General features: G+C 31.4%; 19 protein-coding genes and 1 riboswitch. Of the genes, 13 read left to right on the top strand and 6 right to left on the bottom strand.

The window, feature by feature from the left end; all coding sequences use genetic code 11:
* Positions 1–15: 15 nt before the first annotated feature.
* Complete coding sequence (locus OA93_RS07270) at positions 16–630, bottom strand: deoxynucleoside kinase (RefSeq protein WP_039112480.1); 615 nt, start codon at positions 628–630, stop codon at positions 16–18.
* The gene (locus tag OA93_RS07265) at positions 630–1,433 is read right to left on the bottom strand and encodes a hypothetical protein (RefSeq protein WP_039112479.1); all 804 of its coding nucleotides are present in this window, start codon (positions 1,431–1,433) and stop codon (positions 630–632) included. The genes OA93_RS07270 and OA93_RS07265 overlap by 1 nt, the downstream gene beginning before the upstream one ends.
* Before the next feature lie 254 nt (positions 1,434–1,687).
* Between OA93_RS07265 and OA93_RS07260 the strand changes: the two genes are divergently transcribed.
* The 3 genes from OA93_RS07260 (at position 1,688) to OA93_RS07250 (ending at position 7,606) form a co-directional block, all read left to right on the top strand.
* Positions 1,688–2,596: a GLPGLI family protein gene (locus tag OA93_RS07260; protein WP_346425743.1), complete on the top strand. Its 909-nt coding sequence runs from the start codon at positions 1,688–1,690 to the stop codon at positions 2,594–2,596.
* A 10-nt stretch (positions 2,597–2,606) separates the two neighbouring features.
* Complete coding sequence (locus OA93_RS07255; protein WP_039112477.1) at positions 2,607–5,294, top strand: carboxypeptidase-like regulatory domain-containing protein; 2,688 nt, start codon at positions 2,607–2,609, stop codon at positions 5,292–5,294.
* Positions 5,295–5,374: 80 nt separating this feature from the next.
* Positions 5,375–7,606, top strand: a complete 2,232-nt coding sequence (locus tag OA93_RS07250) for a hypothetical protein (RefSeq protein WP_039112476.1) — start codon at positions 5,375–5,377, stop codon at positions 7,604–7,606.
* Between the two features lie 404 nt (positions 7,607–8,010).
* Here the strand turns inward: OA93_RS07250 and OA93_RS07240 are convergent, their stop codons facing one another.
* The 4 genes from OA93_RS07240 to metK all read right to left on the bottom strand — a co-directional run bounded on the left by OA93_RS07240 (position 8,011) and on the right by metK (position 12,483).
* The gene (locus tag OA93_RS07240) at positions 8,011–8,376 is read right to left on the bottom strand and encodes a hypothetical protein (protein ID WP_039112474.1); all 366 of its coding nucleotides are present in this window, start codon (positions 8,374–8,376) and stop codon (positions 8,011–8,013) included.
* Positions 8,377–8,380: 4 nt separating this feature from the next.
* A complete protein-coding gene (locus OA93_RS07235; RefSeq protein WP_039112473.1) occupies positions 8,381–9,118 on the bottom strand; it encodes a hypothetical protein in 738 nt (245 codons plus the stop codon).
* A 198-nt stretch (positions 9,119–9,316) separates the two neighbouring features.
* A complete protein-coding gene (locus tag OA93_RS07230) occupies positions 9,317–11,092 on the bottom strand; it encodes a DUF4153 domain-containing protein (RefSeq protein ID WP_039112472.1) in 1,776 nt (591 codons plus the stop codon).
* A gap of 140 nt (positions 11,093–11,232) precedes the next feature.
* A complete protein-coding gene (gene metK, locus OA93_RS07225; protein WP_039112471.1) occupies positions 11,233–12,483 on the bottom strand; it encodes a methionine adenosyltransferase in 1,251 nt (416 codons plus the stop codon).
* Positions 12,484–13,023: 540 nt separating this feature from the next.
* On the opposite strand from metK, the gene OA93_RS07220 reads away from it, so the two are divergent.
* The 10 genes from OA93_RS07220 (at position 13,024) to OA93_RS07175 (ending at position 25,716) form a co-directional block, all read left to right on the top strand.
* A complete protein-coding gene (locus OA93_RS07220) occupies positions 13,024–15,870 on the top strand; it encodes a TonB-dependent receptor (protein ID WP_039112470.1) in 2,847 nt (948 codons plus the stop codon).
* A 480-nt stretch (positions 15,871–16,350) separates the two neighbouring features.
* Complete coding sequence (locus OA93_RS07215) at positions 16,351–16,539, top strand: hypothetical protein (protein ID WP_039112469.1); 189 nt, start codon at positions 16,351–16,353, stop codon at positions 16,537–16,539.
* Positions 16,540–16,601: 62 nt separating this feature from the next.
* Positions 16,602–17,894, top strand: coding sequence for an O-acetylhomoserine aminocarboxypropyltransferase/cysteine synthase family protein (locus OA93_RS07210; RefSeq protein ID WP_039112468.1), 1,293 nt, complete (start codon positions 16,602–16,604; stop codon positions 17,892–17,894).
* Between the two features lie 319 nt (positions 17,895–18,213).
* Positions 18,214–19,314, top strand: coding sequence for an aspartate kinase (locus OA93_RS07205; RefSeq protein WP_039112467.1), 1,101 nt, complete (start codon positions 18,214–18,216; stop codon positions 19,312–19,314).
* Positions 19,315–19,956: 642 nt separating this feature from the next.
* Positions 19,957–20,160, top strand: a complete 204-nt coding sequence (locus tag OA93_RS07200) for a hypothetical protein (protein ID WP_039112466.1) — start codon at positions 19,957–19,959, stop codon at positions 20,158–20,160.
* Positions 20,161–20,348: 188 nt separating this feature from the next.
* Positions 20,349–20,456: riboswitch (SAM riboswitch) on the top strand.
* An 80-nt stretch (positions 20,457–20,536) separates the two neighbouring features.
* Entirely contained in the window at positions 20,537–21,499 is a 963-nt protein-coding gene (locus tag OA93_RS25345; protein WP_240474695.1) for an alpha/beta fold hydrolase, read from the top strand.
* Positions 21,500–21,526: 27 nt separating this feature from the next.
* Positions 21,527–23,941, top strand: coding sequence for a bifunctional aspartate kinase/homoserine dehydrogenase I (gene thrA, locus OA93_RS07190; RefSeq protein ID WP_039112465.1), 2,415 nt, complete (start codon positions 21,527–21,529; stop codon positions 23,939–23,941).
* A gap of 34 nt (positions 23,942–23,975) precedes the next feature.
* Complete coding sequence (locus OA93_RS07185) at positions 23,976–24,533, top strand: hypothetical protein (protein ID WP_039112464.1); 558 nt, start codon at positions 23,976–23,978, stop codon at positions 24,531–24,533.
* A 105-nt stretch (positions 24,534–24,638) separates the two neighbouring features.
* On the top strand, positions 24,639–25,274 hold the full coding sequence (locus OA93_RS07180) for a LysE family translocator (protein WP_039112463.1): 636 nt from the start codon (positions 24,639–24,641) through the stop codon (positions 25,272–25,274).
* Positions 25,275–25,290: 16 nt separating this feature from the next.
* Complete coding sequence (locus OA93_RS07175; protein ID WP_039112462.1) at positions 25,291–25,716, top strand: OsmC family protein; 426 nt, start codon at positions 25,291–25,293, stop codon at positions 25,714–25,716.
* Positions 25,717–25,800: the final 84 nt, after the last annotated feature.

Genomic DNA, 25,800 nt, shown 5'->3' with positions numbered 1-25,800 from the left:
CATTTTTTTTATGTTTTAAAACAATCCGTTTAGTTCGGCATCAATTCTATTAATGATGTCTCCTAAATCTTCAGGATTATCAACAAAGTTTATGTTGTCAACATCTATAATCAATATTTTTCCTTTAGTGTATGTTTGAACCCAAGCTTCATATCTTTCGTTCAAACGACTTAAATAATCAATAGAGATAGAGTTTTCGTATTCGCGACCGCGTTTATGAATTTGTCCTACTAAGTTAGGAATAGAGCTTCTTAAGTAAATTAATAAATCGGGTGGTTTTACCAATGTTTCCATTAGTTCAAACAATGAAGTGTAATTCTGGAAATCACGACTAGTCATTAATCCCATAGAATATAAGTTGGGAGCAAAAATATAAGCATCTTCGTAAATGGTTCTGTCCTGAATAACTTTTTTACCGCTTTCGCGAATTTGTTGCACTTGGCGAAATCGGGTATTTAAGAAATAGATCTGCAAGTTAAATGACCAACGCTCCATTTGATGGTAAAAATCATCTAAATATGGGTTGTCGACAACTTCTTCAAAGTTGGGTTCCCATTTAAAATGTTTAGCCAGTAATTTGGTTAGAGTTGTTTTTCCTGCGCCTATGTTTCCTGCTATTGCTATGTGCATTACGGTATTATGATTTTATAATTTGTAATTCCTCCAATTGTAAAAATAGATAAAATTTGGTCTTTGTAATAGAAATTACCAAACGTTTTTTCTGAATTTTCAATTTGCAAAGGATCTCCTGATTCGGGGGTACTGATGTCTTTAAAAAACAACAAATTAGCTTTTTTGTAAATGTATTGATTGTTGTTAAGAATCGTCAAAGCATCAAAATCGGGTATTTTCCCAAAAGCAATAACTTTGCCGAAGATGTCACAAGAAAACCAATTGTTCTTTTCGTCTACCCAATAAAAAACGTTGAAATTCGATTGATAGTATTTTATATTTCCTGAAAGTGGAGTTGAAACAGTTTTGTACTCATCCTTTAAATAGTTGTAAAGACCAATTTGCTGGTTTAATGTATTGTAAATCCAGAGCTGGTTTTGGGAAGCAATCCCAATTCCAGAAGCGAGGATTGGGGTTGTATTTTTAGAAAAATTAATTCGACTAGTTTCATTAAACTGATTATCTAATAAAACCACAGTATTGAAATCTTCATAAAATAAAACAACTTTAAGCGGATTTTCTAAATCAGCCTTGGTAATCTTTCCTAAAGAGATGTTTTTATATTCGTAGGCATCTTTACCGTTTGTCTTTATAAAACGGTTGTCTTTTATTAAATATACAAAGCCAAAAGTATCGGTTCCTGAAAATTGATCAGCATCAAAAGTTATACTATTTACAGTAGTGATTTGGATTTTCTTATCCTGAGAAAAAGCTGCTGAAAAGGAGCAAATAAGAATCAGAAGTATCAAGTTTTTATGCATTGTTGTTTTGGTTTTAATAACTCTGATTTTGAATAGGCCAAATTACAAAAAAACTCAATTGCTATTTGCTTTAGCATAAATATTTGGACTAGGAATGATTATGCAGCACTACTTTTTTTAGGAATATCTTGTTTAAAGCCACATTTGTCTATCGTTTCAGGCAATTGATATATTAGTTTTTTTAGACTTTGAGATTAGTAATAGCTTTGGTTAATAATCTAATAATTAGACAGAACCATTTTAAAGATAGCGCTATGATGAATAAAATATTTTTTACACTTATTGTGATGTTTGGATTTTATCAGGCACAGGTACAAAAAGACTTTCAGGGAATGGCAATTTATGAGTCTAAAACACAAGCTCCAAAATTTAATGGAATGGAAGGCAACAGAGATATTACTCCCGAGATGCAAAAAGACATGGAAGAGCACATGAAAAAAATGCTCGAAAAAACATTCATACTTAATTTTGATCAGTCAGCTTCGATTTATAAAGAAGAAGAAAAGCTAGATATGGGAGGACAAGAAGGTGGAGGTTTTAGAATGATGGGTTCTATGATGGGCAGCGGCGGAACTTTTTATAAAAATGTAAAAGCTAAATCGTATACCGTTGATAAAGAATTTATGGGAAAAGAATTTCTAGTCGTGGATTCATTGCCAAATATAAAATGGAAACTAGAGGGTGAAACCAAGCAAATAGGAGGTTATACATGTTATAAAGCCACGATGGTTAAAACAGTTAATGAAGCAGATATTAGAAATGTTAGACCCAAGAATCCTGATACTAAAAATGAAGAATCAAAAAAAGTAGAGAACCCTAAGAAAGAAGAGAAAGGAACAAATTTCATGGAGAGTTTTGACGTTCCTAAAGATATAATTGTAACTGCTTGGTATACGCCAGATATTCCTATAAACCAAGGTCCTGAGAATTATTGGGGTTTACCAGGTTTAATATTAGAAATTAATGATGGGAGAACCATTATACTATGCTCTAAAATTGTTTTGAATGCAAAAGATAAAGTTGCTATAAAAGCACCAACAGCTGGTAAAATAACTTCTCAGAAAGCATATGATGAAATTGTAATAAAGAAAATGAAAGAATTTCGGGAAATGCATCCTAATCGTAGCAGATCAGGCGGAGCAGCAACTCTTATAGTTAGATAATTTAATTATAATGAAAAACATACTCTCATTTTTCACTCTTTTGGTTACAACCATATCATTATCTCAAAGTATTAAATACGATGGTTTTATCTTGGATGAAAAGAAACATCCGTTAGAAATGGCTAATATTATGGCTGTTAATATAGGCACGAAAGCGATGGATTCGTACGGAATAACCAATGATAAAGGAAGGTTTCAGTTGAGTTTAAAACCAAATTCATCCTACAGCATAAAAATTAGTTATCTCGGAATGAAATCTAAAGAGATAATAATCACAACACAATCTATAAATATTTCTCAGAATATTGTTTTGGATAACCTCGGGATAGAACTTGAGGGGGTCGAGATTGTGCGCGAAATGCCAGTCTCTATAAAAGGTGACACGATTGTATATAACGCAGATTCATTTAAATCTGGAACAGAAAAAAAACTAGAAGATGTTTTGAAAAAACTACCAGGAGTTGAGGTAAACGCTGATGGTGAAATAGAAGTAGAAGGCAAAAAAGTTTCTAAATTAATGGTCGAAGGCAAAGATTTCTTTGATGGAGATACAAAATTAGGAGTCAAAAACATTCCTGCTGATGCGATTGATAAAGTACAGGTGCTAAGAAATTATAATGAAGTTGGCGCATTAAAAGGATTAGAGAATGATCAGGATAATGTTGCCATGAATATTAAACTTAAAAAAGGAAAGAACAATTTTTGGTTTGGAGATATGACAGCTGGAATAGGAGTTGGAGAACTCGATAACCGTTATGTAATTAACCCGAAAGTGTTTTATTATAGCCCGAAGTATAGCATTAATGTGATTACCAATTTTAATAATATAGGCGAGTTACCTCTTACAATTCAGGATTATTTTAAGTTTACGGGCGGTTTTAGGAGTATGATGAAAAAAGGTGGAAGTAGCTTTGATGTTTCTTCTAATGATTTAGGAATTTCGCTTTTGCGAAATAATCGAGCAAAAGAAATCGAAACCCAATTTGGAGCTACTAATTTTACTTATAACGTTACTAAATCTTGGAGTTTAAGTGGTTTCGGAATTATTTCTTCGGCTACGACCGAACTCGAAACTAAATCTCAAATCTCAATACTAGAATCTGGAGATCAACAAAAAAGTGATGAACTAACACATCAAAAAAATAATCTGGGACTTTTTAAATTAAGTTCGACTTATAAACCAAACGCAAAATTTCAGTTTGATTATGATGTTTTAACAAAACTATCCAAACAAGAAGAGAATAGTAATTTATTGCGAGAATCGATTGTAGATAATACGACTACAACCGAGAATATATTTACAAAGAAAAAGCAAGATCCAACATCTGTCAATCAAAATCTGAGTTTGTATTATACCAAAAACGACAAAAATATTTTTGCTTTTGAAGCCCAGTATTTATATCAGCATGAGAACCCGTTTTATAATGCCAATTTGCACAGTCAGCCGTTTGATTTATCGGGATATATCTCAGGTCAGGATAGAAATGATTTGAATCAGAATCGGTTTGTGAAAACAAATAAACTAGATGCTAAATTCGATTACTATTATATGGTAACCCCTAAGAGCAATATTAACGTGACGATTGGGAACACCTATTCTCATCAAAATTTTAATTCTCATATATTTCAAATCTTGGATGATGGCACAAGCAATGATTTGAATGCTGCAGAAAATAATAATCAGGTAAATTATAACTTTAACGATGTGTTTTTAGGAGTACATTATAAAATTCTGGCGGGTAAATTCACCTTTACTCCAGGAGTGAGTGTACATTCGTATAAGATGGAAAATAACCAATTAGGTTCTGGTTATTCGCAGAATTTTTTTAGAGTTCTACCCGATTTGTTTGCTTTGTATCAGATAAAAAAATCAGAAACATTAACCTATGATTTTTCATTGAGCAATAATTTCACCGATATTAATCAGTTGGCTTCTGGTTACGTTTTGTCTAATTATAGTAATTTGTTTCAAGGGAATCGATTCTTAGAGAATGCAACTTCTCAAGTACATTCTTTGCGTTATTTTAAATACAATATGTTCAATTTTGAAAATATTTTTACCGATGTAACCTATACTAAAAAAGTAGATGCTGTAAAAACGAAGTCTGATTTTGCAGGAATAAACCAATCTTCGATGCCTTATAATTCTAATTTAGCCGACGAAACTTTTTCAGGATTGGGAAGTTACGGACGTTCATTTTTAAAGAACTATAAAGCATCCGTAAATGCGAGTTTAAACTGGTCTAAGTTTAATAATATCCAGAACGACTCCCCTTCAGTAACAGAAAGCTTTAGCCAAAATTATACGGTAAAAGCAGCTACAAATTATAAAGATTTGCCTAATCTAGAATTTGGTTATACTTTCTTGGTTAATGAATATAGTGGTTCTACTTATTATACAGATAAACCTTTTGCTAAGCTGGATTACTATTTTTTAGAAAGTTTTTCTTTTGTTGCCGATTATGAATTTTACCATTATTACAGTAAGAATAAGGCAATCGATAACGAATACGATTTTTTAAATGCTAGTTTGGTTTACCAAAAAAAGGATAGTAAATGGGAGTATAAAGTCTCGGCTACCAATTTGTTAAACACAAAATATTTAAATGATGATAGTTTTTCGCAGTTTTCTACCAGAGTTTCGCAATACACAGTTCAGCCTCGATATATAATCTTTTCGATGAAATATAATTTGTAGTTGTTTGTGTGTTAATTTTTTTTCATCCTAAAAAAAGAAGATATATTTGTGTAGCTTATTAATAATTAATTACAATTTGTATGCGAAACTTTTTGTCTGGCACTTTAGTGCTTTTTTTTGTAACATCATTTTCATTTGCACAAAACCAAACTCTCGAGAAAGGTTCTTATTTGTCTAAAGATAATGATCAGGGGTTAAAGATAAAACTGAATCTACTGGAAAATAATAAGTATGAATTGGTTTTTTTGGAAGGTGACTATGAAGTAAAAAATGATTCATTATTACTAAAAGGTAAAAATAGAGATGGAGTAGTTTTTGATGTTGACTACACTTATGATAAATCGGAGAGTGCAGGAAAACTGAAAGTTAAATTTGCTGAATCATTATATTATGGTTTTTATATTGGTACACAAAACGGATCAGATCCAGTTCAGTACCAAAAAATATCTGATATAGAAGTTGTTGGAGACCCAAGTGCAGATTCATCATTAAATTTTGAAATTGATCATGCTCAATTTTTATATCTTGTTTATGAAGGATATGATAGTAGTACTCCAAGTAAAGTATTAAAATATGAGATTCCTGCCAAAGCTACAGGCGTAGCGATAAAGTATCAACCGTATTCTGATAATCCTGAGTTAAAAGGTTTTTTTGATAAAAAGAAAAATGAGTTGGTGGTTTTTGAAATATCGGGTAAAAATCCGTTGACTTTTCAAAATGCAAAAGCACTTAATAAAGAATCAGTAAAAACAAAGTTGCTTCCTCTGGAAAATAAAAGTATTACAGATTGGACTTATCCAGGCAAAGAACCGCTTCTTACAGAAGATTGGGGAGTTGGTACAGATAGTGTAGCTACAGCGGTTTATGATGTTGCCCCAAAAGTAAATTTTAAACTAAAAGTAGAAAAATCTTTAGCAGATGCCATAAAAGTAACCAAAGCTACAGGCGATAAGTTTTTGATTGTATATAATGATATCAATAATAAATCGGCTCAAGATGATTTTGATGCATTTGTCATAGCTCAAGAAGTGAGCATAGGATATAATTTTTACGATGCTTATGATGCTCAATATGATAGATTTAATTATTATTTAGCGACCAAAAGTGATAAAGCCTGGTTGAAGAAAAACAAGATAACAGATTCACCAAGTATAATTGTATTGGATAAAAACGGAGCTGTTTTAGCAACTGCAAAATCAACTTTGGTAGATAAAACAGATATGTTCTCTTATTATGGATCTTTATTTAACAAATTTAAAAAAACCTATGCAAAGAATAATTTTGCTAAAACAATTACCAATAAAAAAGCCAGTGATGCTGAACTGATAAAAGCATTTAATGATGTTGCAGCACTTGGGAATATTAGCGATTATGACTATGATTATGGTACTGAAGAGCCTAAAGAAGGAGATTTTAAATTTATTAAATTCGATCTGGATAAAAAACAAGCGCAACAAACTTGGGATAAGATTATTGTGACACATCAAAAAGACGCAAAACCGAATATGATTTTGGTCGAAGCTATCTTGCAGGAAATTAAAAGTGTTGGTTTTAATAAACAAGTTTTTTCGGTAGATAAAGTTTTAAACGATACCGATTTTAAATCGATAGATTATCTGATAAAACATTATGATGCTATCGAAGCTCTGCGTACAGAATATAATGCTCAAGATGAGTCGCATGTTGCAATTGGTAATATAAACACAGAAATTTCGACTGCTTTACAGAATAACACAAGTTTGTATGTAGATGAAAATACAGAAGCAAAATCAGATTCGGAAAAAGTAATGGAAACATACAAGAAGTTAATTTCTAGCGGAAAAGGTAATTTTGATTCTTATAGAAATTATTTCTATTATTTAGCTGCACATGCCGTAAATGAAGATGTTAGTAATACCTATTTAAAAGAATTTGACGCTTATTTTAATAAGGTTTTGGCAACGCAGGAGAATGTTATCCAAAGACTAGACGAAATATATAGTACAGATGTTACTGCGTCTTATTTCGATTGGAAAGAGTTTAAAGAATATCATACTAATCTTTGTAATGATGTGGCTTGGTATACAGTATTACATTCAAACGATGCAGGTTCTATAAAGAAAGCAATTATATGGTCAGAATACAGTTTGGTTGTTAAAAAGAACGATCCTTATTATCTGGATACATTGGCACAATTGTATTACAAAGACGGACAAAAAGAAAGGGCTATTAAAATGCAACAACAAGCTGTAGAACTCTCTAAAGATGTCGAAGAAGAAACTAAGATAGAAATGCAGGAAACATTAGTTAAAATGCAAAACGGAACCTATTAGATTAAAAAAGCCTTTGAAGATAACTTCAAAGGCTTTTTCTTTAATTTTTATGGTTTGTTCTAAAAAGATTTAAAGTAGAATTATTCATTTCTTTTGTGAAAGCAAAGAGAATCTTTAGATTTAATTGTACAGCCCCAAATCATTTCTAAATCATTCATGACTTTATATTTAATATAAATCACTTCATCTTTAACTATATAATTTATGGAATAACGTTTTAAAACGGGTTTCATGTTTTTATAAAAATTAGGAGGTATTTCATTTGGTCCTGCAATTCTGTAAAATTCATTTTGAGAGAACACTATAATATGATCAATGTTTCTCTACTAATGAGGTATCTGAGTCTTTAATATATTTGTTTTTTCTAAAAAGCTTAAAAAAAACTAATTAGTGTTTTTTTTTAATCAATTTAATTTTCTATTCCACCAAGCTTTTTTATTAAACCAAGCAGAATCCTTAGTTTTAGTTGTATAATTCCAAATAGTTTCATAATCATTTATTTGCTTATATTTAGCATATATTACACCATTTTTGAATATGTAATCTATACCACAACTTTTTAAAGTTGGCTCTATGTTTTTATAAAAATCTGGAGGGATTTCATTTGGCTCTGCAATTCTGTAAAATTCATTATCAGAGAAAACGATAAGGGGACGTCCAAGGTCAACCGGAATAACAGGTTTGAATTCTACATATCTATTTTGCCAATAATAGTAGGCAGAAAACAAAAGAATTAATACGGATAATGGGATGAATATTATCTTTTTCATTTTCTTATTTTAATTTAAGATTTAAATTTCCCGAAGAGGTATATTGAAAGGTTTTATTAAATGTTTGTTGCCATTTGCTTTCCATTCTAAAGGGTCTTGCTCCACAATATTTCTCTACCAACAAAGCATCTGAATCCTTAATAGAACCAAAACTAGGAATGTAAGCATTAGCTCCTTCATGCCAGTCGTATATGTCCCACCAAGTATGGATTATATTTCCAACTAAAGTGAAATTATTTTTTGTTCTTGTTATTTTAAAATTACAAGTTGATATTATTGTGCTAGTTCCAGACATGTAATACAATTCTCCAAAAATTCCAGCCGTAAATTGTTTATCATAATGATCTGTATATGGTTTAGAATCTCCTACATTTAAAGTTTTAAGAAAATCTTTAAATTTAGAATCATTGTCTTTTTCAAAACGTTCAATATTTATGTTTTCTGCTACGATAACTTCACTTTTACTTCTAAGCCAATGAAAATCTATTTTTTTTGTAAATCCTGTGCCGTCTAACCACCATTGTAAACAATCAGCTGCTTTATCGAAATTTCTTTCTCTGGCTTTTTCAATCATTTTTATATAATTGGCTTTTAACATCAAAGCTTTTTCTCTCTCATTTAATTGAAGATAAAATTTTCTTGCTTCAGAATTCCCTGTTATTCCCCAAAAAGGATCTCCAAATAAATTATTATATTCAGAAGGTACTAAATCTGTTTTTTCTTTAAATAGACTACTATTCATGATGCGTATGATTAGTTATTTTTTTAAGTAATTAAGGTTTTTGTAAAGAAAAGCTTAATTTTAAATATATTAATATTTTTCTTACTATTTATTTAGTTTAAAATAATAACATAATAGCGGCATCAATATCGGATATTCGATTTTTATTTAATCAACTAGATTTTCGTATTCCTTAAGATAACTTCAATGGCATTTTTTTTATTTTTTTATGCCAACCATTACTTTAATCTGGTAAGCGGTTAAGGTTTTCTTTCCTTTTGTAACGTTTCCATTTGCACTAATGTAAGTTAAAGTGATAGTGTATTTTGGGCTATCTACTTTTTGAATTACTTTTTCATTTGTATTGTTATTTCGGCTAAAGTTGGAATTTGCATTTACAAAATCATTTATTTTTAAAGGAACTATGTCCTGATTGATTTGTAAATCAATTCCATAATCAGTTTTTTTAGCCTTTATAGTGTAATTTTTCCCATCTATCGAAGTACAATTATTGCATTTAAAATCATTGTTATAGGATATTGTAAACAAAAAGTCTTGTCCATGAATGTTTTCTACTTGATTATCTTCATTTCCATAAAAATAATAGTAGAATGAAGTATCTATGTCATCCTTTCGATCATAATAATATCGATACTCAAACCCCAGGCTATTCATTACTTCATTATCACTAGGAGATTTGTCTTTTTTAAGTAAAGCTTCTAATTTTGCTTTAGCATAAGGAACCATAATTTTTGTACCATAATTGTCTTGTAAAAATGTAACAATACTGCTTAAATCCTGTTCTTGCTCAAAAGTTAGTTTTTCTTTTTTAGCCTTTTCCATATACATTTCAAATCTTGATAATTGACTGTATTTTGAAATTGAATTAGCACTTTGAGGACCAACTAATGAAAGTAAAGCTGCTAAACACATACTTATCGGAATGAACTTTATTTTAGGTTGTTTCTGGATTAAAAAATAGGCCACAACTATTGTAAGCCATATTGATAATAACAGAACATAATAACGCTCATGCGTAAATCCGTAAAGATTAATTCGGTACAAAATTGCCCAAAACAGTAATCCCAGTAGCGGAATTAATAGAAAATAAAATAAACGATTAAAAGTTCTTATCCAGAGATTAGCTTTTTCGGTTGCAATAGGATGAACCAATAAAAAAGAAAGAATCCCGAAAATAGCAAATACCAAAACAAGATAAGAAACCCAGCCAACAGGTAAAGATAGTGTTACAAGAATTTTTGCTTCATAACAAATCAAGATCACCAAGTATAAACTTATTAAAGGTAATAAGACATACTGAGTAAAGTTTTTAAGACCTTTTGGGTAATTAAGGACTAAAGGAGATTGTTCATTATTGGTTTCTGGCACTCCACTCAAAAAGAAAGTAGTATTAAAAATTCCGCTGATGATAAAAAAGATATGAAAATAAATGTGATCATAAAATTCTACATGAAATAATTCATGAACAGCTAATATTGCCAAAGCTAAACCAGCATACAGTACAATGCTGTATAAACCAGCCGTTAAAATCCTGAGGAAAAGTTGTTTGTTAAATTCCCAATATTCATCCTGATTGTATGCTCTGGGCAAAAATCCTGCAAATGAAACTAACAAATGCAAAGCAATGTTAAGGACTATAAATTGTTGTATTTCTATTTCTGTAATATCTTCATGAAAATTGAAAATAAATAGAAAGATTAAAGATCCCAGTATGATACTGGTTAGGTAACGTAGAAGGTTGTTCTTTTTTGCAGCTATAAAAAATAAACTAACAGAAAGGAATAAAACTAAGCATAAAGAGCAACTCATTAAAGCTTTTACATAAAGCTCTTTGTTTGGATCGTCATACTTTGCTTCGTTGAGGATAATGGTGAGAATAGTTCCTGTAATCGAGATTAAAATTTCTAATGGAAATCTAAGAACTGTCTTTAGTGTTGAGTTTAAAACGTTTTGAAAAGAAGGGAATTTAGCCATATTTTTTTGGTAGGTTTTGTTCTACGAAGGAAAGAAAATAGAAGCACATTGCCAAAGAAAAACCCCGAAGTCTGCATTTGCAAATTTCGGGGTTTAATATATACTAAGATTTATTTTAAGCTTCTAAAAAGAACTTCAAATTACAATCCAAAAGCAGCTTTTACCTGGTCAACAAAATCAAGTTTTTCCCAAGTAAACAATTCTACAGTAACAGTTTTCTCATTTCCTCCCGGAGCAGAAAAAGTTTTAGTTACAATTTCTGGTTTACGACCCATGTGCCCGTAAGCAGCAGTTTCGCTATAAATAGGATTTCTTAATTTTAAACGTTGTTCGATAAAGTAAGGACGCATATCAAAAATAGCTTCTACTTTTTTAGCGATTTCACCGTTAGTTAAGTTTACTTTAGATGTTCCGTAAGTATCAATAAAAATACCCATTGGTTTTGCAACACCAATAGCATAAGAAACTTGTACCAAGATTTCATCAGCAATACCAGCAGCAACTAAGTTTTTAGCGATATGACGTGTAGCGTAAGCAGCACTTCTATCTACTTTACTTGGATCTTTTCCAGAGAAAGCACCACCACCGTGAGCACCTTTACCACCGTAAGTATCTACAATTATTTTTCTTCCTGTTAATCCAGTATCTCCGTGAGGACCTCCAATTACGAATTTTCCTGTTGGGTTAATGTGATATTGAATTTTATCGTTAAATAAATGTGCGTGAGTTGGGTTCTTAGCAATAATTCTTGGAATAAGAATTTCGATAATATCCTTTTTGATTTTAGCAAGCATTACAGCTTCTTCATCAAAATCATCATGCTGAGTAGATATTACAATTGCATCGATACGTGTTGGCTTATTGTCATCACTGTATTCTAATGTTACCTGAGATTTAGCATCAGGACGTAAATAAGTGATTTCTTTGTTCTCACGTCTTAAAATAGCTAATTCTTGTAGTAATTTATGAGATAAATCAAGTGCCAAAGGCATATAATTTTCAGTTTCGTTAGTTGCATAACCAAACATCATACCTTGATCACCAGCTCCTTGTTCTTCAGGATTTGCTCTGTCAACACCTTGATTGATGTCTGCAGATTGTTCGTGAATAGCAGATAAAATTCCGCAAGAGTTTGCCTCAAACATATATTCGCTTTTCGTATAACCAATTTTTCTGATTACTTCGCGAGCGATCTGTTGTACATCTAAATATGTATTTGATTTTACTTCACCGGCCAATATTACTTGTCCAGTTGTTACTAAAGTTTCGCATGCTACTTTAGAATCTGCATCAAATGCTAAAAAATTATCAATTAATGCATCTGAGATTTGATCCGCAACTTTGTCTGGATGTCCTTCGCTAACAGATTCTGACGTAAATAAATAAGCCATAATATTTATTAAATTAAAATTATAAAATTAAGCGAGGAAAAGAAATAATTGCTGGAAATGCTAAAGGAGGATTCCTGCTTTAGCATTTTTTAAAACTGAAATGAAAATCTTTCAGCATCCATAATGAATGTTTTCATTATGAAGAGGTTGCAATCAGTCCAAATTTTTCCTCTGTATTCGGCTGCAAAGGTATAAAACCATTTTGAATTGCAAATTAATCTTTTGTTTTTTTAATTTAATATACAAAAATTTAACATATTCGACTTGTTCTATAGAGTTTAGAAAATAAATCGACATTTGTTTGGTAGACTAAAAAATAGTTCGCAAATTTGCCCCAACAAAACAAAAGAAAAATGAAATTCACTGTTAACAATATGATGTCTTGTAAGATGCCGGAGTATTCCGCAGAGATACTATTGTAGTTTATTTTCAAAAATATACATAGAACCTCTGCAAATTGCAGAGGTTTTTTTGTTTAATGAAGAAAACAAAACAGAATGTCATTTTAAACCAAAATATTAATAAATCAGTAAAAAAGTAATGAAAAAAAATGTAGCATTAGTTTTAGGTCTTTTGACATTTTCGGGCATTTATGCTCAGGAAAATAAAAAGGAGAAAGATACTTTACAAAATAATGAATTATCAGAAGTAACAATAATCGGTTCTAGAAGTAAAAACAGAGTTAAGACCGATGTACCCGTTCCAATCGATATTTTTAATATTTCGGAAATAACAAAAGGAGCACCACAAACCAGTGTAACTCAAATATTAAATTATGTTGCACCGTCGTTTACCAGTAATCCAACTTCTACAGCAGATGGAACCGACCATATTGATCCTGCGCAATTAAGAGGATTAGGACCAGATCAGGTTTTAATACTTGTAAATGGTAAAAGAAGACACACAAGTTCTTTGGTAAATATAAATGGAGCACCAGGAAGAGGTTCTGTTGGAACAGATTTAAATGCAATACCATCATTTGCAATAGAAAGAATTGAAGTACTAAGAGATGGGGCAGCAGCACAATACGGATCTGATGCAATTGCGGGAGTAATTAACATTGTATTAAAAAAGAATGCTAATTATCTTTCGGGAGATGTACAATATGGAGCAAACATGTCTTCGGGATCTAATAACTTTAAAGGAGGAACTGATGGTCAGGCTTTGCAAGTAGATTTAAATTACGGAACATCTTTGGGTAAAGAAGGAAGTTTCCTGAGCGTTACAGGTAGTGCGGTTACAAGACAAGCAACCAGTAGAGCAGGAATTAGAAGTAATGCTATTTTTAATGCTTATAATGCTGTCGAATATAGAGCGGCTCAGAATGGTGTAAATGTGAATTCATTGTTCAGTAATATTAATACAACTCCAAACTCAGCTCAAATTATAAGTACATTACAACAATACGCTCCACAAGTTAGTTATTTTACGGCAGCACAACAAACAGCAATTGCTGGCGCAACAAATATTACACAAATGCAAGCGGCATTAGGTTTTGATGCAACCAATAATGAAATCAATTATAGAGGTCAGGAAAGAAGTGATTACAACATGAGCGTTGGTCAGTCAGAATTGGCATCTGGGCAACTATATTATAATACCAAATATCCATTAACAGAAATTACTTCGTTGTACTCATTTGGAGGAGTTTCGTATAGAAACGGAAAATCATATGCTTTTAACAGATTGCCTAATGGAGCTGGAACATTTACACAAGTATATGCAAATGGATTTTTGCCAGAAATAGAATCGGATATTATTGATGCTTCTTCTGCTGTAGGACTTACAACACAATTATTCGGATTTGATACTGATATTAGTACAAACCTTGGATCAAACTCTTTTAAGTATGATGTGAACAATACTATTAATGCTACTTTAGGAACAAACTCTGATTCTAGTTTTTATGCTGGTAAAGTTTCGTTTTTACAAAGTACAACCAATTTAGATTTAAGTAAAAAGTATGATGTTCTTGATGGATTGAATGTTGCTTTTGGTGGAGAATTTAGATATGAAAATTATCAGATAAAACAAGGAGATGTAGAGTCTTATGGTTTATACGATGTAAACGGAAATCTAGTATCTGGAATTTTACCAAGTAACTCACCATTAATCGTAACCGACTTTTTTGGTAATAAGCGTGGAGCAGGAGCACAAGGTTTTTCAGGATTCCAACCATCAGATGCTAAAGAAAAAGATAGAAGAAGTGGTGCAGCATATATAGATCTAGAATTAAACGCAACCAAAAATTGGTTAATCAACGGTGCTGCTCGTTATGAGAATTATTCAGATTTTGGTAGTACAGTTACTTTTAAACTAGCTTCACTTTTAAAATTGAATGATAATATTAACTGGAGAATTTCTGGACAAACAGGTTTTAGAGCGCCATCATTACAACAAAAATATTTTGAAAGTAGCTCTACACAATTTATTAATGGTTCGCCTTACCAAGTAGGTTATTTTACAAATGATTCTGAAGCTGCAAAAAGTATTGGAGTAGAGAACCTAAAACCAGAAACATCTAAAAGTATAAGTACAGGATTTACATTTAAGATTCCTGCAGCTAATATTACAATTGCTACAGATGCTTATTTTACAAGAATCGACGACAGAATTGTTTTAACAGGACAATATGCAAGACCTACAGATGCACAAATAAACGGAGCAACATCACCAGAACAAAAAGATGCATTAACATTGTTTCAGCAAGCATTTGATCTAAAAGGTGTAGAAAGAGCTTCATTCTGGACAAACGGAATTAACTCTGAAACTAAAGGAATCGACTTAGTGATTTCTCAAAAATATAATGTTATTGAGGATTTTACAATCAGAAATGATTTTGCTTTAAGTTATAATACAACAAAAAGAGTTGGATCATTAAATGTCCCTCAATCTATTGTTAATGCAGGTGGAGATCCATATGTATATTCATTTTTCCCAGAGTCAAGCAGAATTTATCTGGAAGAAGCAATCCCAAAATTGAAAGCTAATTTAATGACTACTTTCAGTATTAAGAAACTGGATATTTATTTAAGAAATAGCTATTTCGGAAAAGTTACAGATCCAGGAGCAACAGATGTAAACTTAGATGGTTTTTCTTCAGTTTATGAGCACCCAGAATACAGTGCAAAATTAGTTACCGATTTATCTTTAGGATATCAGATAAACGAACATTTAAGAGTAACACTAGGAGTTAATAATATAGGAGATGTTTATCCTGACAGAAATAATCCAGCAACTCCGGCATTTACAAATACAACACCAACATTGTCTCCTGCGCCAAGTACAGATTTAAGTAATGCAAATCAGTTTGCTTATTCTAGAGCAGTATCACAATTTGGATTAAACGGAAGATTTGGTTTTGCCCGTTTAAGTTTTAAAATATAATTTAATTGCTGGGTGTTATTTTGATGTTTAAAATAAAATGTACCCAGTGATTTCGATTAAAAGTAACCATTTAAGTAATATAAGCTCATTTAAGTAACCTATCTAGAAAACTTATATCTTCTTAAATTACTTATATGGTTTAAAAATTATATAATGCTTTAGTAGCAATAATAGGGCTTTAGGTAGTTAGGAAATCTTTTTATGTAAAAAATTGAAATTAAGTTTGGTAGTTAAAATTATAGTTACTATATTTACTCTATCGAATTAGTAGAACTAATAAAAACAGATAAAACAAATTTTATAAAATGAATACAATAGCAAATAATATGATAATGTGTTGTAAGATGATGCAAATGTGCATCCCAATTTGCTATTGCCAAAAGTGAAAGATTAAATCTTTGTTATAGTTAAAGCTATAAGCCCTTTTGGTAGCCATCCGAAAGGGCTTTTTTTTATTCCATAATTTAAAATTTAAAAATCATGAAAACATTCTATAAAATTTCAAGAGCAATTCAAGCTTTATTGAAAGCAGATGCCAAAAGAATTTTTGGTGTAATACAAACCAAAAGAATAAATACAAACGAAGTAAAAGGAAAATTGTATACAAGTGAGTCAAACTCATTATTGTTTCAGATGTATGCCCACGAAGATGAAGATCTTTTTATATAAACAGAAAAATAATTAAAAAATATAAACACACAATCTTTTAACTAATTAAAAAAATAGAACCCATGAGCACACAAAAATTCGCAACAAACGCACTACACGCAGGACACGATGTAACAAAAAATGGTAATACAAGAGCAGTGCCTATTTACCAAACATCATCTTATGTTTTTAATAATTCAGATCATGCAGCTAATTTGTTTGGTCTAGCCGAAGCAGGATTTATTTACACACGATTAAACAACCCTACAAATGATGTTCTGGAACAACGACTGGCAGCGCTAGAAGGTGGTATTGGAGCAGTTGTAACAGCATCTGGCGCATCAGCAATTGCAACAACTTTGCTAACATTGCTTAAAGCAGGAGATCATATTGTAGCATCAAATAGCTTATACGGAGGGACTTATAATTTATTAAAAGTTACTTTGCCAAGATTAGGAATCACAACGACGTTTGTAGATCCATCTGATGCCGAAAACTTTACCAAAGCAGCAAAGGAAAATACAAGAGTCTTTTTTGTAGAGTCATTAGGGAATCCAAAATTAGATGTATTAGATTTAAAAGCCATTTCGGCAGAAGCCAAAGCATTTAAAGTTCCATTTATTGTAGACAACACCGTTCCAACACCATATTTGCTTAATCCAATAGAACATGGAGCAAATATTGTAATTCATTCCCTAACCAAGTATATCTCAGGAAACGGAACTTCTTTAGGAGGAGCAATTATCGATGCTGGAACTTTTGACTGGGCAAACGGAAAATTCCCTGAGTTTACAGAACCATCTGCAGGTTATCACGGATTAGTTTATAACGAAGCACTAGGAAATGCTGCATTTATTGCCAAAGCACGTATAGAAGGATTACGCGATTTTGGTTCAGCATTGAGTCCATTTAATGCTTTTCAGATTATTCAGGGATTGGAGACTTTACCCATACGTATTAAGAAGCATAGCGAAAACGCATTAGCCTTAGCATCATGGTTACAGGCACAAGATGAGGTGGTTTGGGTAAATTACCCAGGTCTAAAATCGAATAAATATTATGTCTTGGGACAAGAATATTTGCCGAAAGGACAAAGCGGAATCATAACTTTTGGATTAAAAGGAGGTTTTGAAGCTGCCAAAAAAGTAGCCGATGAAACCAAATTATTCTCACTTCTTGCAAATATAGGCGATACAAAGTCACTGATTATCCATCCTGCAAGTACAACTCACCAACAATTATCAGAAGAAGAACAATTCTCGACAGGAGTTTCAAAAGATTTGATTCGACTTTCGGTAGGGATTGAAGATATAGACGATTTGATTGCCGATTTACAAGCGGTATTTAAAAATATAAAGAGTGCTCAATTAGCATAAATTAGAAAGTTAGGTTTTTTTGTTTTTTGTTAGAAAAATTGCCTTTAACCACGTGAGCAGGGTTAAAGGTGATTTTCAAAAAATAATCAAAAACAATAATACTAAGTAAAAGTTCAAAACAATATTTCTTGAACTGCTTTCTTGGCATAGATGCAAAAGATAAACACGAATTTCACGAATTGGCACAAATCATAATGATTAGCTTAGTTTGTGAAATTAATTTCACAAACTAATTAGTGCCAATTCGTGAAATTCGTGTTTAAATTAATTGTCCAGATGGTAGATTTCTTGAATTTATTTTAAAATAAAAGTAAAAATTATGTCAAAGCTTAAAATAAACATCATCCTTTTTGGAATAGGAAATATTGGCAGCACTTTAATAAATCAGATAATTGAGAGCCAAGTATTTTTTAGCGAAAATAAAAGCATTGATTTGCGGTTTCCTATCATAACCAATTCTACATTGGCATTTTTTGAAAAAGAAGGCGCAGAGAACGCCTGGGAAGCCAATTTTGTACATCTCGCAATTCCTTTTAAGGTAGATGATATTATTGCTTTTGCAAAAGAGAATGCTTTCGAAAACTTAATTGCTGTAGATGCAACTGCAAGTGACGAATTAATAGATCATTATATTCCGTTAGTTCAAAATGGGTTTAATATTGTGGCAGTAAATAAAAAAGCAAATACATTGCCAATAGACTTTTATAGAGAACTAAGAGAAAACCTTAAGAAATACGATAAAGAATTTTTATACGAAACCTCAGTAGATACAGGTTTTCCGGTATTACAAACTATTAGAGATTTATATAACTCGGGAGAGAAAATAACCAAGATAAGAGGTGTTTTTTCAGATTCATTAAGTTATGTCTTTAATCGATTTTCATCAGAAGACACTTGTTTCTCTACTATTTTAAAAGATGCCGAAAAGCTACAGTTAATAACATCCGATTACGAAGGAGATTTATCGGGTAGTGATGCAGCCGAGAAATTACTTATTCTTACTAGAGAAATAGGGAAAGACTTTGAAATTTCGGATATTAAAACAACTCCACTTTTAGATCATAATCAATATGAGATAAATGCCAAATCAAAACGTGTGATTAATAAAGAACTATTAGATAAGTCTTTTAAAATCGCAAAAATTACACAATCCGATAATCATGTTTTACGATATGTTGGAGAGTATAATGTTTTAGAAAATAAACTAGAAGTCAGATTAGTTTCAGAATCTACCAAAACTGCAATCGGGCAATTAAAAGGATCAGATACTATTTTTGAAATCTACACACAATCTTACGGAAACATTCCGATAGTTATTCAAAGTGCTGCTGCGGGAAAAGAAGCTATAGCAAGAGGAGTTATAACAGACATTCTAAAAGTTGCCGAAAAGATAAAAAATAAAGAAGCTATTTGGGCTTAGAAATTTTTGAAATTGAATTTTATATTCAATTTTTTTTTGATTTATAGTTAGATGTTCTTTGAAATTTATGTTTAGTGAAGGAAGTTTTTAAACAGTTGAGTGTTAATTTTATACCTCATTCGGAGTATTTCGTCGAAAAAAAGTAACATTTCGTCGTTTTTTTGTTTTTAAATGCAAATTTAACGTGGTTTTATCATTAAAATATGGATTCTGGCTTGGTTAATCCGAAAAAACGTCGCATATTTGTTAAACCAAAAAGATACCAAAAATGAATTTTAATATTTGTAAAATTAATAAGGTCATGTCGGAGAAATCCGTAGGGAAGTCTATTGCTTAAAATTATATCTATAAAAAATATATAGCAAAGCCTCCCAAATTTATTGGGAGGCTTTTTTTTAGATTATACAAATATTGAAATTTTTTAAAATGATAAATAATAATATTAAAATGAATAATAACTCGAAGTTTAAGATGATGCAGAATGTCGCGCTTATTTGCGTACGCGTCTATTGATTTCCAAAAGTATAATAAGTTTAAACGACTTAAACCCTTTTGGTATAATTATCAAAAGGGTTTTTTTTTGGACATCGAGTTCATTTAATAAAAACAAACACAAATAAACAATTATAAAACACACATGTTATGAGCACACAAAACTACTTCGCAAAAAGGTTCGGATTCTTTAGATTCTTCAGAGCTAAAAAAACAATAACAATCCAAACTGTAAATGAATTGGCACATCCAAGATTTGGAATGGAAGCTACAGATGAAACTGCGGAAAAAAAAGCACCTAATTCTTTGCTTTTCTTGATGTATTCAAAAGAGAATGAAACTTTATTTATTTAAATTAAAACTTTAAATAAAATACAAGCTAGCAATATGAATTTTCTGGATATATATGTCCAGCGGTTGCTTGTACGTGATTGTTTTGTTTGAACTATTTTGTAAACGAACTAAAATCAAATGAATAAAAAATTTGGTCGTTTAAGAAAATAGTAGTTAATTTGTGCCATTAAGTTCAAAAACGTATTGAAATGTTATAAAGAAAGGACGAGGGATTAGACCCGATGAATCCTTAGCAACCCTTCGATAAATCGAAGAAGGTGCTGCATTCTACCACGCCCAACGTGGAAAGATAACACAAAGAATTTCTCTAGCATAGCTCTAGTTTTTTCTTTTTAATATTTCCATGTACAAATCAAAAATTACAAAAGATTTGAAATTGGAAAATAAAACCATCCCGATTATATTACAGAATTTTGTCACCGAAAGTGGCGCTTCGTATAATGCGATTAACCTAAGTTATGAACTTTTTGGTTTACCGTTACACACTGCGCCTATAGTTTTGGTAAATCATGCATTAACAGGAAACGCTCAGGTTACGGGCGAGAATGGTTGGTGGAACGATTTAATTGGTGATAATAAAACCATTGATACTGCAAAATATACAATTCTAGCTTTTAATGTTCCAGGAAATGGACATAACGGAATCTCTATAGAAAACCATACAGATTTTACCGCCAGAGATGTTGCCCGAATTTTCATAAAAGGGATTGAGTTTCTTAAAATCAATCAATTATATGCAATTATTGGTGGTTCTGTTGGTGGCGGCATCGCATGGGAAATTCTGGCTTTAGAACCTCAAATCACTAAACATTTAATACCTATTGCAACCGATTGGAAATCTACCGATTGGTTAATTGCAAATTGCTATTTGCAAGAGCAAATCCTAAACAATTCTTCAAGACCAATAGAAGATGCGCGAATTCATGCCATGTTATGTTATCGCTCGCCAGAATCTTTTAAAGAAAAATTTCAGAGAACTAAAAATGATGAACTAGCTATTTTTAATGTAGAAAGCTGGCTGGGACATCATGGGAAAAAGCTTCAAAAAAGGTATCAAATTTCATCATATAAATTAATGAATCAGTTGCTTAAAACAATTGATATTACAAGGAATACAGCCGATTTTGAAACATTATTATCAAAAACAACTGCCCATATCCATATCATAGGGATTAATTCGGACTTGTTTTTTAGTGCAAAAGAAAATCAGGAAACCTATCAGGAATTAAAAAAGTTCAAAGAAAATGTTTCATATAGCGAAATAGATTCTGTTCACGGACATGATGCTTTTTTAATCGAGTACAAACAATTAGATAATTTGCTTGCGTCTATTTTTTAGAGCAACATAAAATACAACACAAATAAGATGAAAATATTAAAATTTGGAGGTAAATCTTTATCAAACGGAGAAGGACTTAATAAAGTAGTTTCTATAATTATTGATAAAATAAATCAAGGTGAGAAAATTGCCGTAGTAGTTTCTGCTCGTGGTAACGCAACAGATGAACTAGAAGATATATTAACAATTGCTTCTAAAAACGGAAATTACAAGCCGTTATTAGAGAGTTTTAAAACATACCAGATATCAGAGTATTCAAATGTTGATTTCTCGGAAGAGTTTGGTGTTTTGGATAAACTTTTTGAAGGAGTTAGTTTAATTGGTGACTACAGCAAGAAGATAAAAGATCAGGTTCTTTCGAAAGGAGAATTGCTTTCGGCTAAATTATTGACTTCAATTTTGCTGGGTAAAGGTATTCCTGCGAACTTTGCCGATTCTAGAGAACTGCTTAAAACAGATTCTAAATTTGGTGATGCACAACTTCTAGAACAATTGTCTAAGAAAAATGTAATCAACTATTTTAAACAATATAATGGGTCAACTGTAAATATTGTTACAGGATTTATTGGTTCAAATAATAGTAATGAGACAACTACATTAGGCAGAAATGGGAGTAATTATACAGCTTCATTATTAGCAAATTATCTTGATGCCGAAGAACTTCAGAATTTTACGCACGTTGACGGAATTTATACAGCAAATCCTGATTTAGTTAGTGATGCTAAAAAGATTGAATATTTATCATTTAACGAAGCAAATGAGTTGGCTAATTTTGGCGCTACCATTTTGCATGCAAAAACGATTATTCCGTTAATTGAAAAAAGTATTCCGCTTCGTATTTTAAATACATTTAATCACGAAAACCGCGGTACATTAATCACGTCAGATTCTGCTAAAGAAGGAATTAAAACACTTTCAGTTTTAGAGAACTTATCATTGGTTAATCTTGAAGGACGAGGATTACTTGGTAAAGCTGGTGTCGATGCTCGTATTTTTAAAGTAATGGGAGATAATGATATTAGTGTAAGTATTATTTCGCAAGGTTCATCAGAAAGAGGAATCGGACTTGTAGTTGCAACAGATAAAGCAACAACAGCAATGATAGAACTGGAAAAAGAGTTTGAAAACGATTTTTATTCTAAAGATGTTAACCAGATTACAGTAACCGATAATGTTTCGGTAATTTCGATAATAGGACAAGATTTAAGTACATTCCATAAACCATACACTGCATTAATCAAGAATAAAATTGTTCCGATTTTGTTTAACAATACCGTTACGGGTAAAAACGTGAGTTTGGTAGTTAAAAAATCAGAACTTCATAAAGCCTTAAATGTAATTCACGGAGAGATATTTGGAGTTTCAAAGAAAATCAATATTGCTATTTTCGGTCACGGATTAGTTGGAGGAACTTTGATAAACCAAATCTTGGCTTCGGCTGCTAGCATCGAAAAACGTAAACATATTAAGCTGAATGTTTTTGCTATTGCCAATTCTAAAAAAGTGCTTTTAAATAAAAAAGGAGTTTCTGCAGATTGGAAAAAAGATATCGAAAACGACGGAGTTGCTTATACAATTAATGATGTTATTGCTTACGCAAATGAGAATCACTTAGAGAATTTAATTGCGATTGATAATACGGCAAGCGCGACTTTCGTTGAAAATTATATCTCGTTAGTAGAAAGTAGTTTTGATTTAATTTCGTCAAATAAAGTAGCCAATACACTTAGTTATGGTTTTTATAAAGAACTAAGAAAAGCTTTGGCAGACAATCAAAAAAACTATTTGTATGAAACCAATGTTGGTGCAGGATTGCCATTAATTGATACAATAAAATTATTACACCTTTCAGGAGAGAATATCACCAAGATAAAAGGAGTTTTCTCAGGAACGTTGAGTTATTTATTTAATAATTTCTCTGCCAAAGATGCTCCGTTTAGTGAAATATTGAAAGAAGCTATCGATAACGGATATACAGAACCAGATCCACGTGAGGATTTATGTGGTAATGATGTTGGAAGAAAATTATTAATTTTAGCTAGAGAATTAGATTTACAAAATGAATTTGAAGAAATCTCTATTCAGAATTTAATTCCAGAACATTTACGTGAAGGAAACGTTACAGATTTCTTGACTAAATTAAAAGAATTTGATCCAATTTATGACAAGATTAAAAAGGATCAAAAACCAAATCACGTATTAAGATACATAGGCGAGTTATCTGGTGATTTGCAAAACGACAAAGGAGTTCTGGAAGTAAAATTAGTTTCGGTACCTTCGGATACAGCTTTGGGCGGATTAAAAGGATCTGATTCTTTCTTCGAAATTTATACTGAATCTTATGGAGACAGACCAATCGTAATACAAGGAGCAGGAGCAGGATCGGCAGTGACAGCAAGAGGTGTTTTTGGAGATGTTTTGAGATTGTCGGATAAAGAATAATTCACGCGAACTATTAAAATCACATATTTAAAAAATGAAAAAACTTTTTTTACTGTTATTATTTACAAACGTTATTACTGCGCAAGTTTCGAGTATTGTTAGAAACAAAGACAGTTATACACAAGAAGTTTTTCCATACAAAGGAGTTAGAGCCATACAAATAGATGAGGTTAACTCTCCGGGAAACGAGGATAATGTATTTGTTTTTTCGAAGATTGAAAAAAATGCAAATCCTGATAAAATGTATTTTCAGAGGTTTACAAAAGTGGGCGACAAATGGATAGTAAAATCTATTATTGAAGTAAACCATAACGGAATCATTTCGGCTTGGGGAAGTAGAAAAGCTTTTTGGGATTTCGATAAAGACAAAAGTATTGATGCTCTTTTTATTTACGGACTTTATGATGCTGATTTTAAACAACAATCAGTTCATTTAATCTTTTCGCAAAAAGACCAACTTTACACTATAGAATCTAGTGTCTCGGATAATTTTGGAACAGATAAATTCTCTTCCAATTTTGATTCTTTGAGTGAAATCTATAAGACCAAAATTCTAGAATATTGGAGTAAATTAGATAAAAAAGATAAATAAGTAGAATCACTTTTATCTTTCTAAAGAAGACAAACATTCGAATAAATTATAATCAGCTGAATTTGCATTTGAAGATTCGTGCAATCAGTATTTAATAAACGAAAAATGGTACCATTTAATGAGCTTATAGGTTTTATGATAGCTGCATTTCTTCTGGTATTGACTCCGGGGCCAAATATGCTTTATTTGATTTCAAGGTCGATTACTCAAGGTAAAAAGGCTGGAATAATTTCGTTAACAGGAATAGTATTTGGATTTTTATTTCATATCGTATTAGTATCATTTGGAATAACGGCTCTTTTATTTGCAGTTCCTTTTGCGTATTTAATTTTAAAAATATTAGGAGTTGCTTATCTTCTGTATCTGGCTTTTCAGGCAATTAAGCCAAATGGAAAAAATATGTTTGAAGTAAACGATAAATTGACAATCGATAAACCAGGTAAGCTGTTTGGTATTGGGTTTTTAACAAGTGTTCTAAATCCTAAAATAGCAATGTTTTATTTATCCTTTTTTCCTCAGTTTATTAAACCTGAGCATGGCTCAATAATGACACAAAGTTTGCAATTAGGAATCACTCAGGCGACCATAAGTTTTACTGTAAACCTTGTAATTGTATTAACAGCATCAAGAATGGCAGTCTTTTTTGCAACAAAGCCAACATGGTTAAAAGTTCAAAAATGGTTTATGGCTGGAGTTTTGACTTCAATGGCAATAAAAATAGCTTTTTCGAAAGCAAAATAAAATAAAAACAAGAAACATGAAAGTAACCTTAAACAGAGTAAACGACGCGTTTCATTTTAAGCTCAAAAATGAACGTGGTCATGTAGTTGATGTAGATAGCAGAGCCGAATTTGGCGGAAGCGATTTAGGTGCAAGCCCAATGGAATTAGTATTGATGGGAGTTGCAGGATGCAGCGCTATAGATATGATTTCGATTTTGAAGAAGCAACGTCAGGAAATCACTTCATTTAATGCTGAGGTCGAAGGAACTCGTGTTCAAATTGGAGAAGCAAAACCTTTTAAAGAAATCTTTGTAGTTTTTTATCTGGAAGGAGATATTAATCCTGAAAAAGCGCAACGTGCAGCACAACTTTCTTTCGAGAAATATTGCTCAGTTGGTAAAACTGTCGAGCCTACAGCTACAATAAAATATAAAGTGGTTTTGAACAACGAGGAATTATAGGAATTAGAAAATTAGTCAATTAGAGAATGAGATAATTCTTTGACTAGCTATTATAACATAGTAAAAGAACTGTTTAGTTTAAGA

The sequence above is a fragment of the Flavobacterium sp. KMS genome, from assembly GCF_000813005.1.
Lineage (GTDB): Bacteria > Bacteroidota > Bacteroidia > Flavobacteriales > Flavobacteriaceae > Flavobacterium.
The sequence above is the reverse complement of the archived record's forward strand: the minus strand, read 5'-3'. Positions and strand labels throughout refer to the sequence as shown.

Coding starts and splice junctions, on each gene's coding strand:
- OA93_RS07270 (WP_039112480.1), bottom strand. CDS start 630: ATGCACATAGCAATAGCAGGAAACATAGGCGCAGGAAAAACAACTCTA.
- OA93_RS07265 (WP_039112479.1), bottom strand. CDS start 1,433: ATGCATAAAAACTTGATACTTCTGATTCTTATTTGCTCCTTTTCAGCA.
- OA93_RS07260 (WP_346425743.1), top strand. CDS start 1,688: ATGATGAATAAAATATTTTTTACACTTATTGTGATGTTTGGATTTTAT.
- OA93_RS07255 (WP_039112477.1), top strand. CDS start 2,607: ATGAAAAACATACTCTCATTTTTCACTCTTTTGGTTACAACCATATCA.
- OA93_RS07250 (WP_039112476.1), top strand. CDS start 5,375: ATGCGAAACTTTTTGTCTGGCACTTTAGTGCTTTTTTTTGTAACATCA.
- OA93_RS07240 (WP_039112474.1), bottom strand. CDS start 8,376: ATGAAAAAGATAATATTCATCCCATTATCCGTATTAATTCTTTTGTTT.
- OA93_RS07235 (WP_039112473.1), bottom strand. CDS start 9,118: ATGAATAGTAGTCTATTTAAAGAAAAAACAGATTTAGTACCTTCTGAA.
- OA93_RS07230 (WP_039112472.1), bottom strand. CDS start 11,092: ATGGCTAAATTCCCTTCTTTTCAAAACGTTTTAAACTCAACACTAAAG.
- metK (WP_039112471.1), bottom strand. CDS start 12,483: ATGGCTTATTTATTTACGTCAGAATCTGTTAGCGAAGGACATCCAGAC.
- OA93_RS07220 (WP_039112470.1), top strand. CDS start 13,024: ATGAAAAAAAATGTAGCATTAGTTTTAGGTCTTTTGACATTTTCGGGC.
- OA93_RS07215 (WP_039112469.1), top strand. CDS start 16,351: ATGAAAACATTCTATAAAATTTCAAGAGCAATTCAAGCTTTATTGAAA.
- OA93_RS07210 (WP_039112468.1), top strand. CDS start 16,602: ATGAGCACACAAAAATTCGCAACAAACGCACTACACGCAGGACACGAT.
- OA93_RS07205 (WP_039112467.1), top strand. CDS start 18,214: ATGTCAAAGCTTAAAATAAACATCATCCTTTTTGGAATAGGAAATATT.
- OA93_RS07200 (WP_039112466.1), top strand. CDS start 19,957: ATGAGCACACAAAACTACTTCGCAAAAAGGTTCGGATTCTTTAGATTC.
- thrA (WP_039112465.1), top strand. CDS start 21,527: ATGAAAATATTAAAATTTGGAGGTAAATCTTTATCAAACGGAGAAGGA.
- OA93_RS07185 (WP_039112464.1), top strand. CDS start 23,976: ATGAAAAAACTTTTTTTACTGTTATTATTTACAAACGTTATTACTGCG.
- OA93_RS07180 (WP_039112463.1), top strand. CDS start 24,639: ATGGTACCATTTAATGAGCTTATAGGTTTTATGATAGCTGCATTTCTT.
- OA93_RS07175 (WP_039112462.1), top strand. CDS start 25,291: ATGAAAGTAACCTTAAACAGAGTAAACGACGCGTTTCATTTTAAGCTC.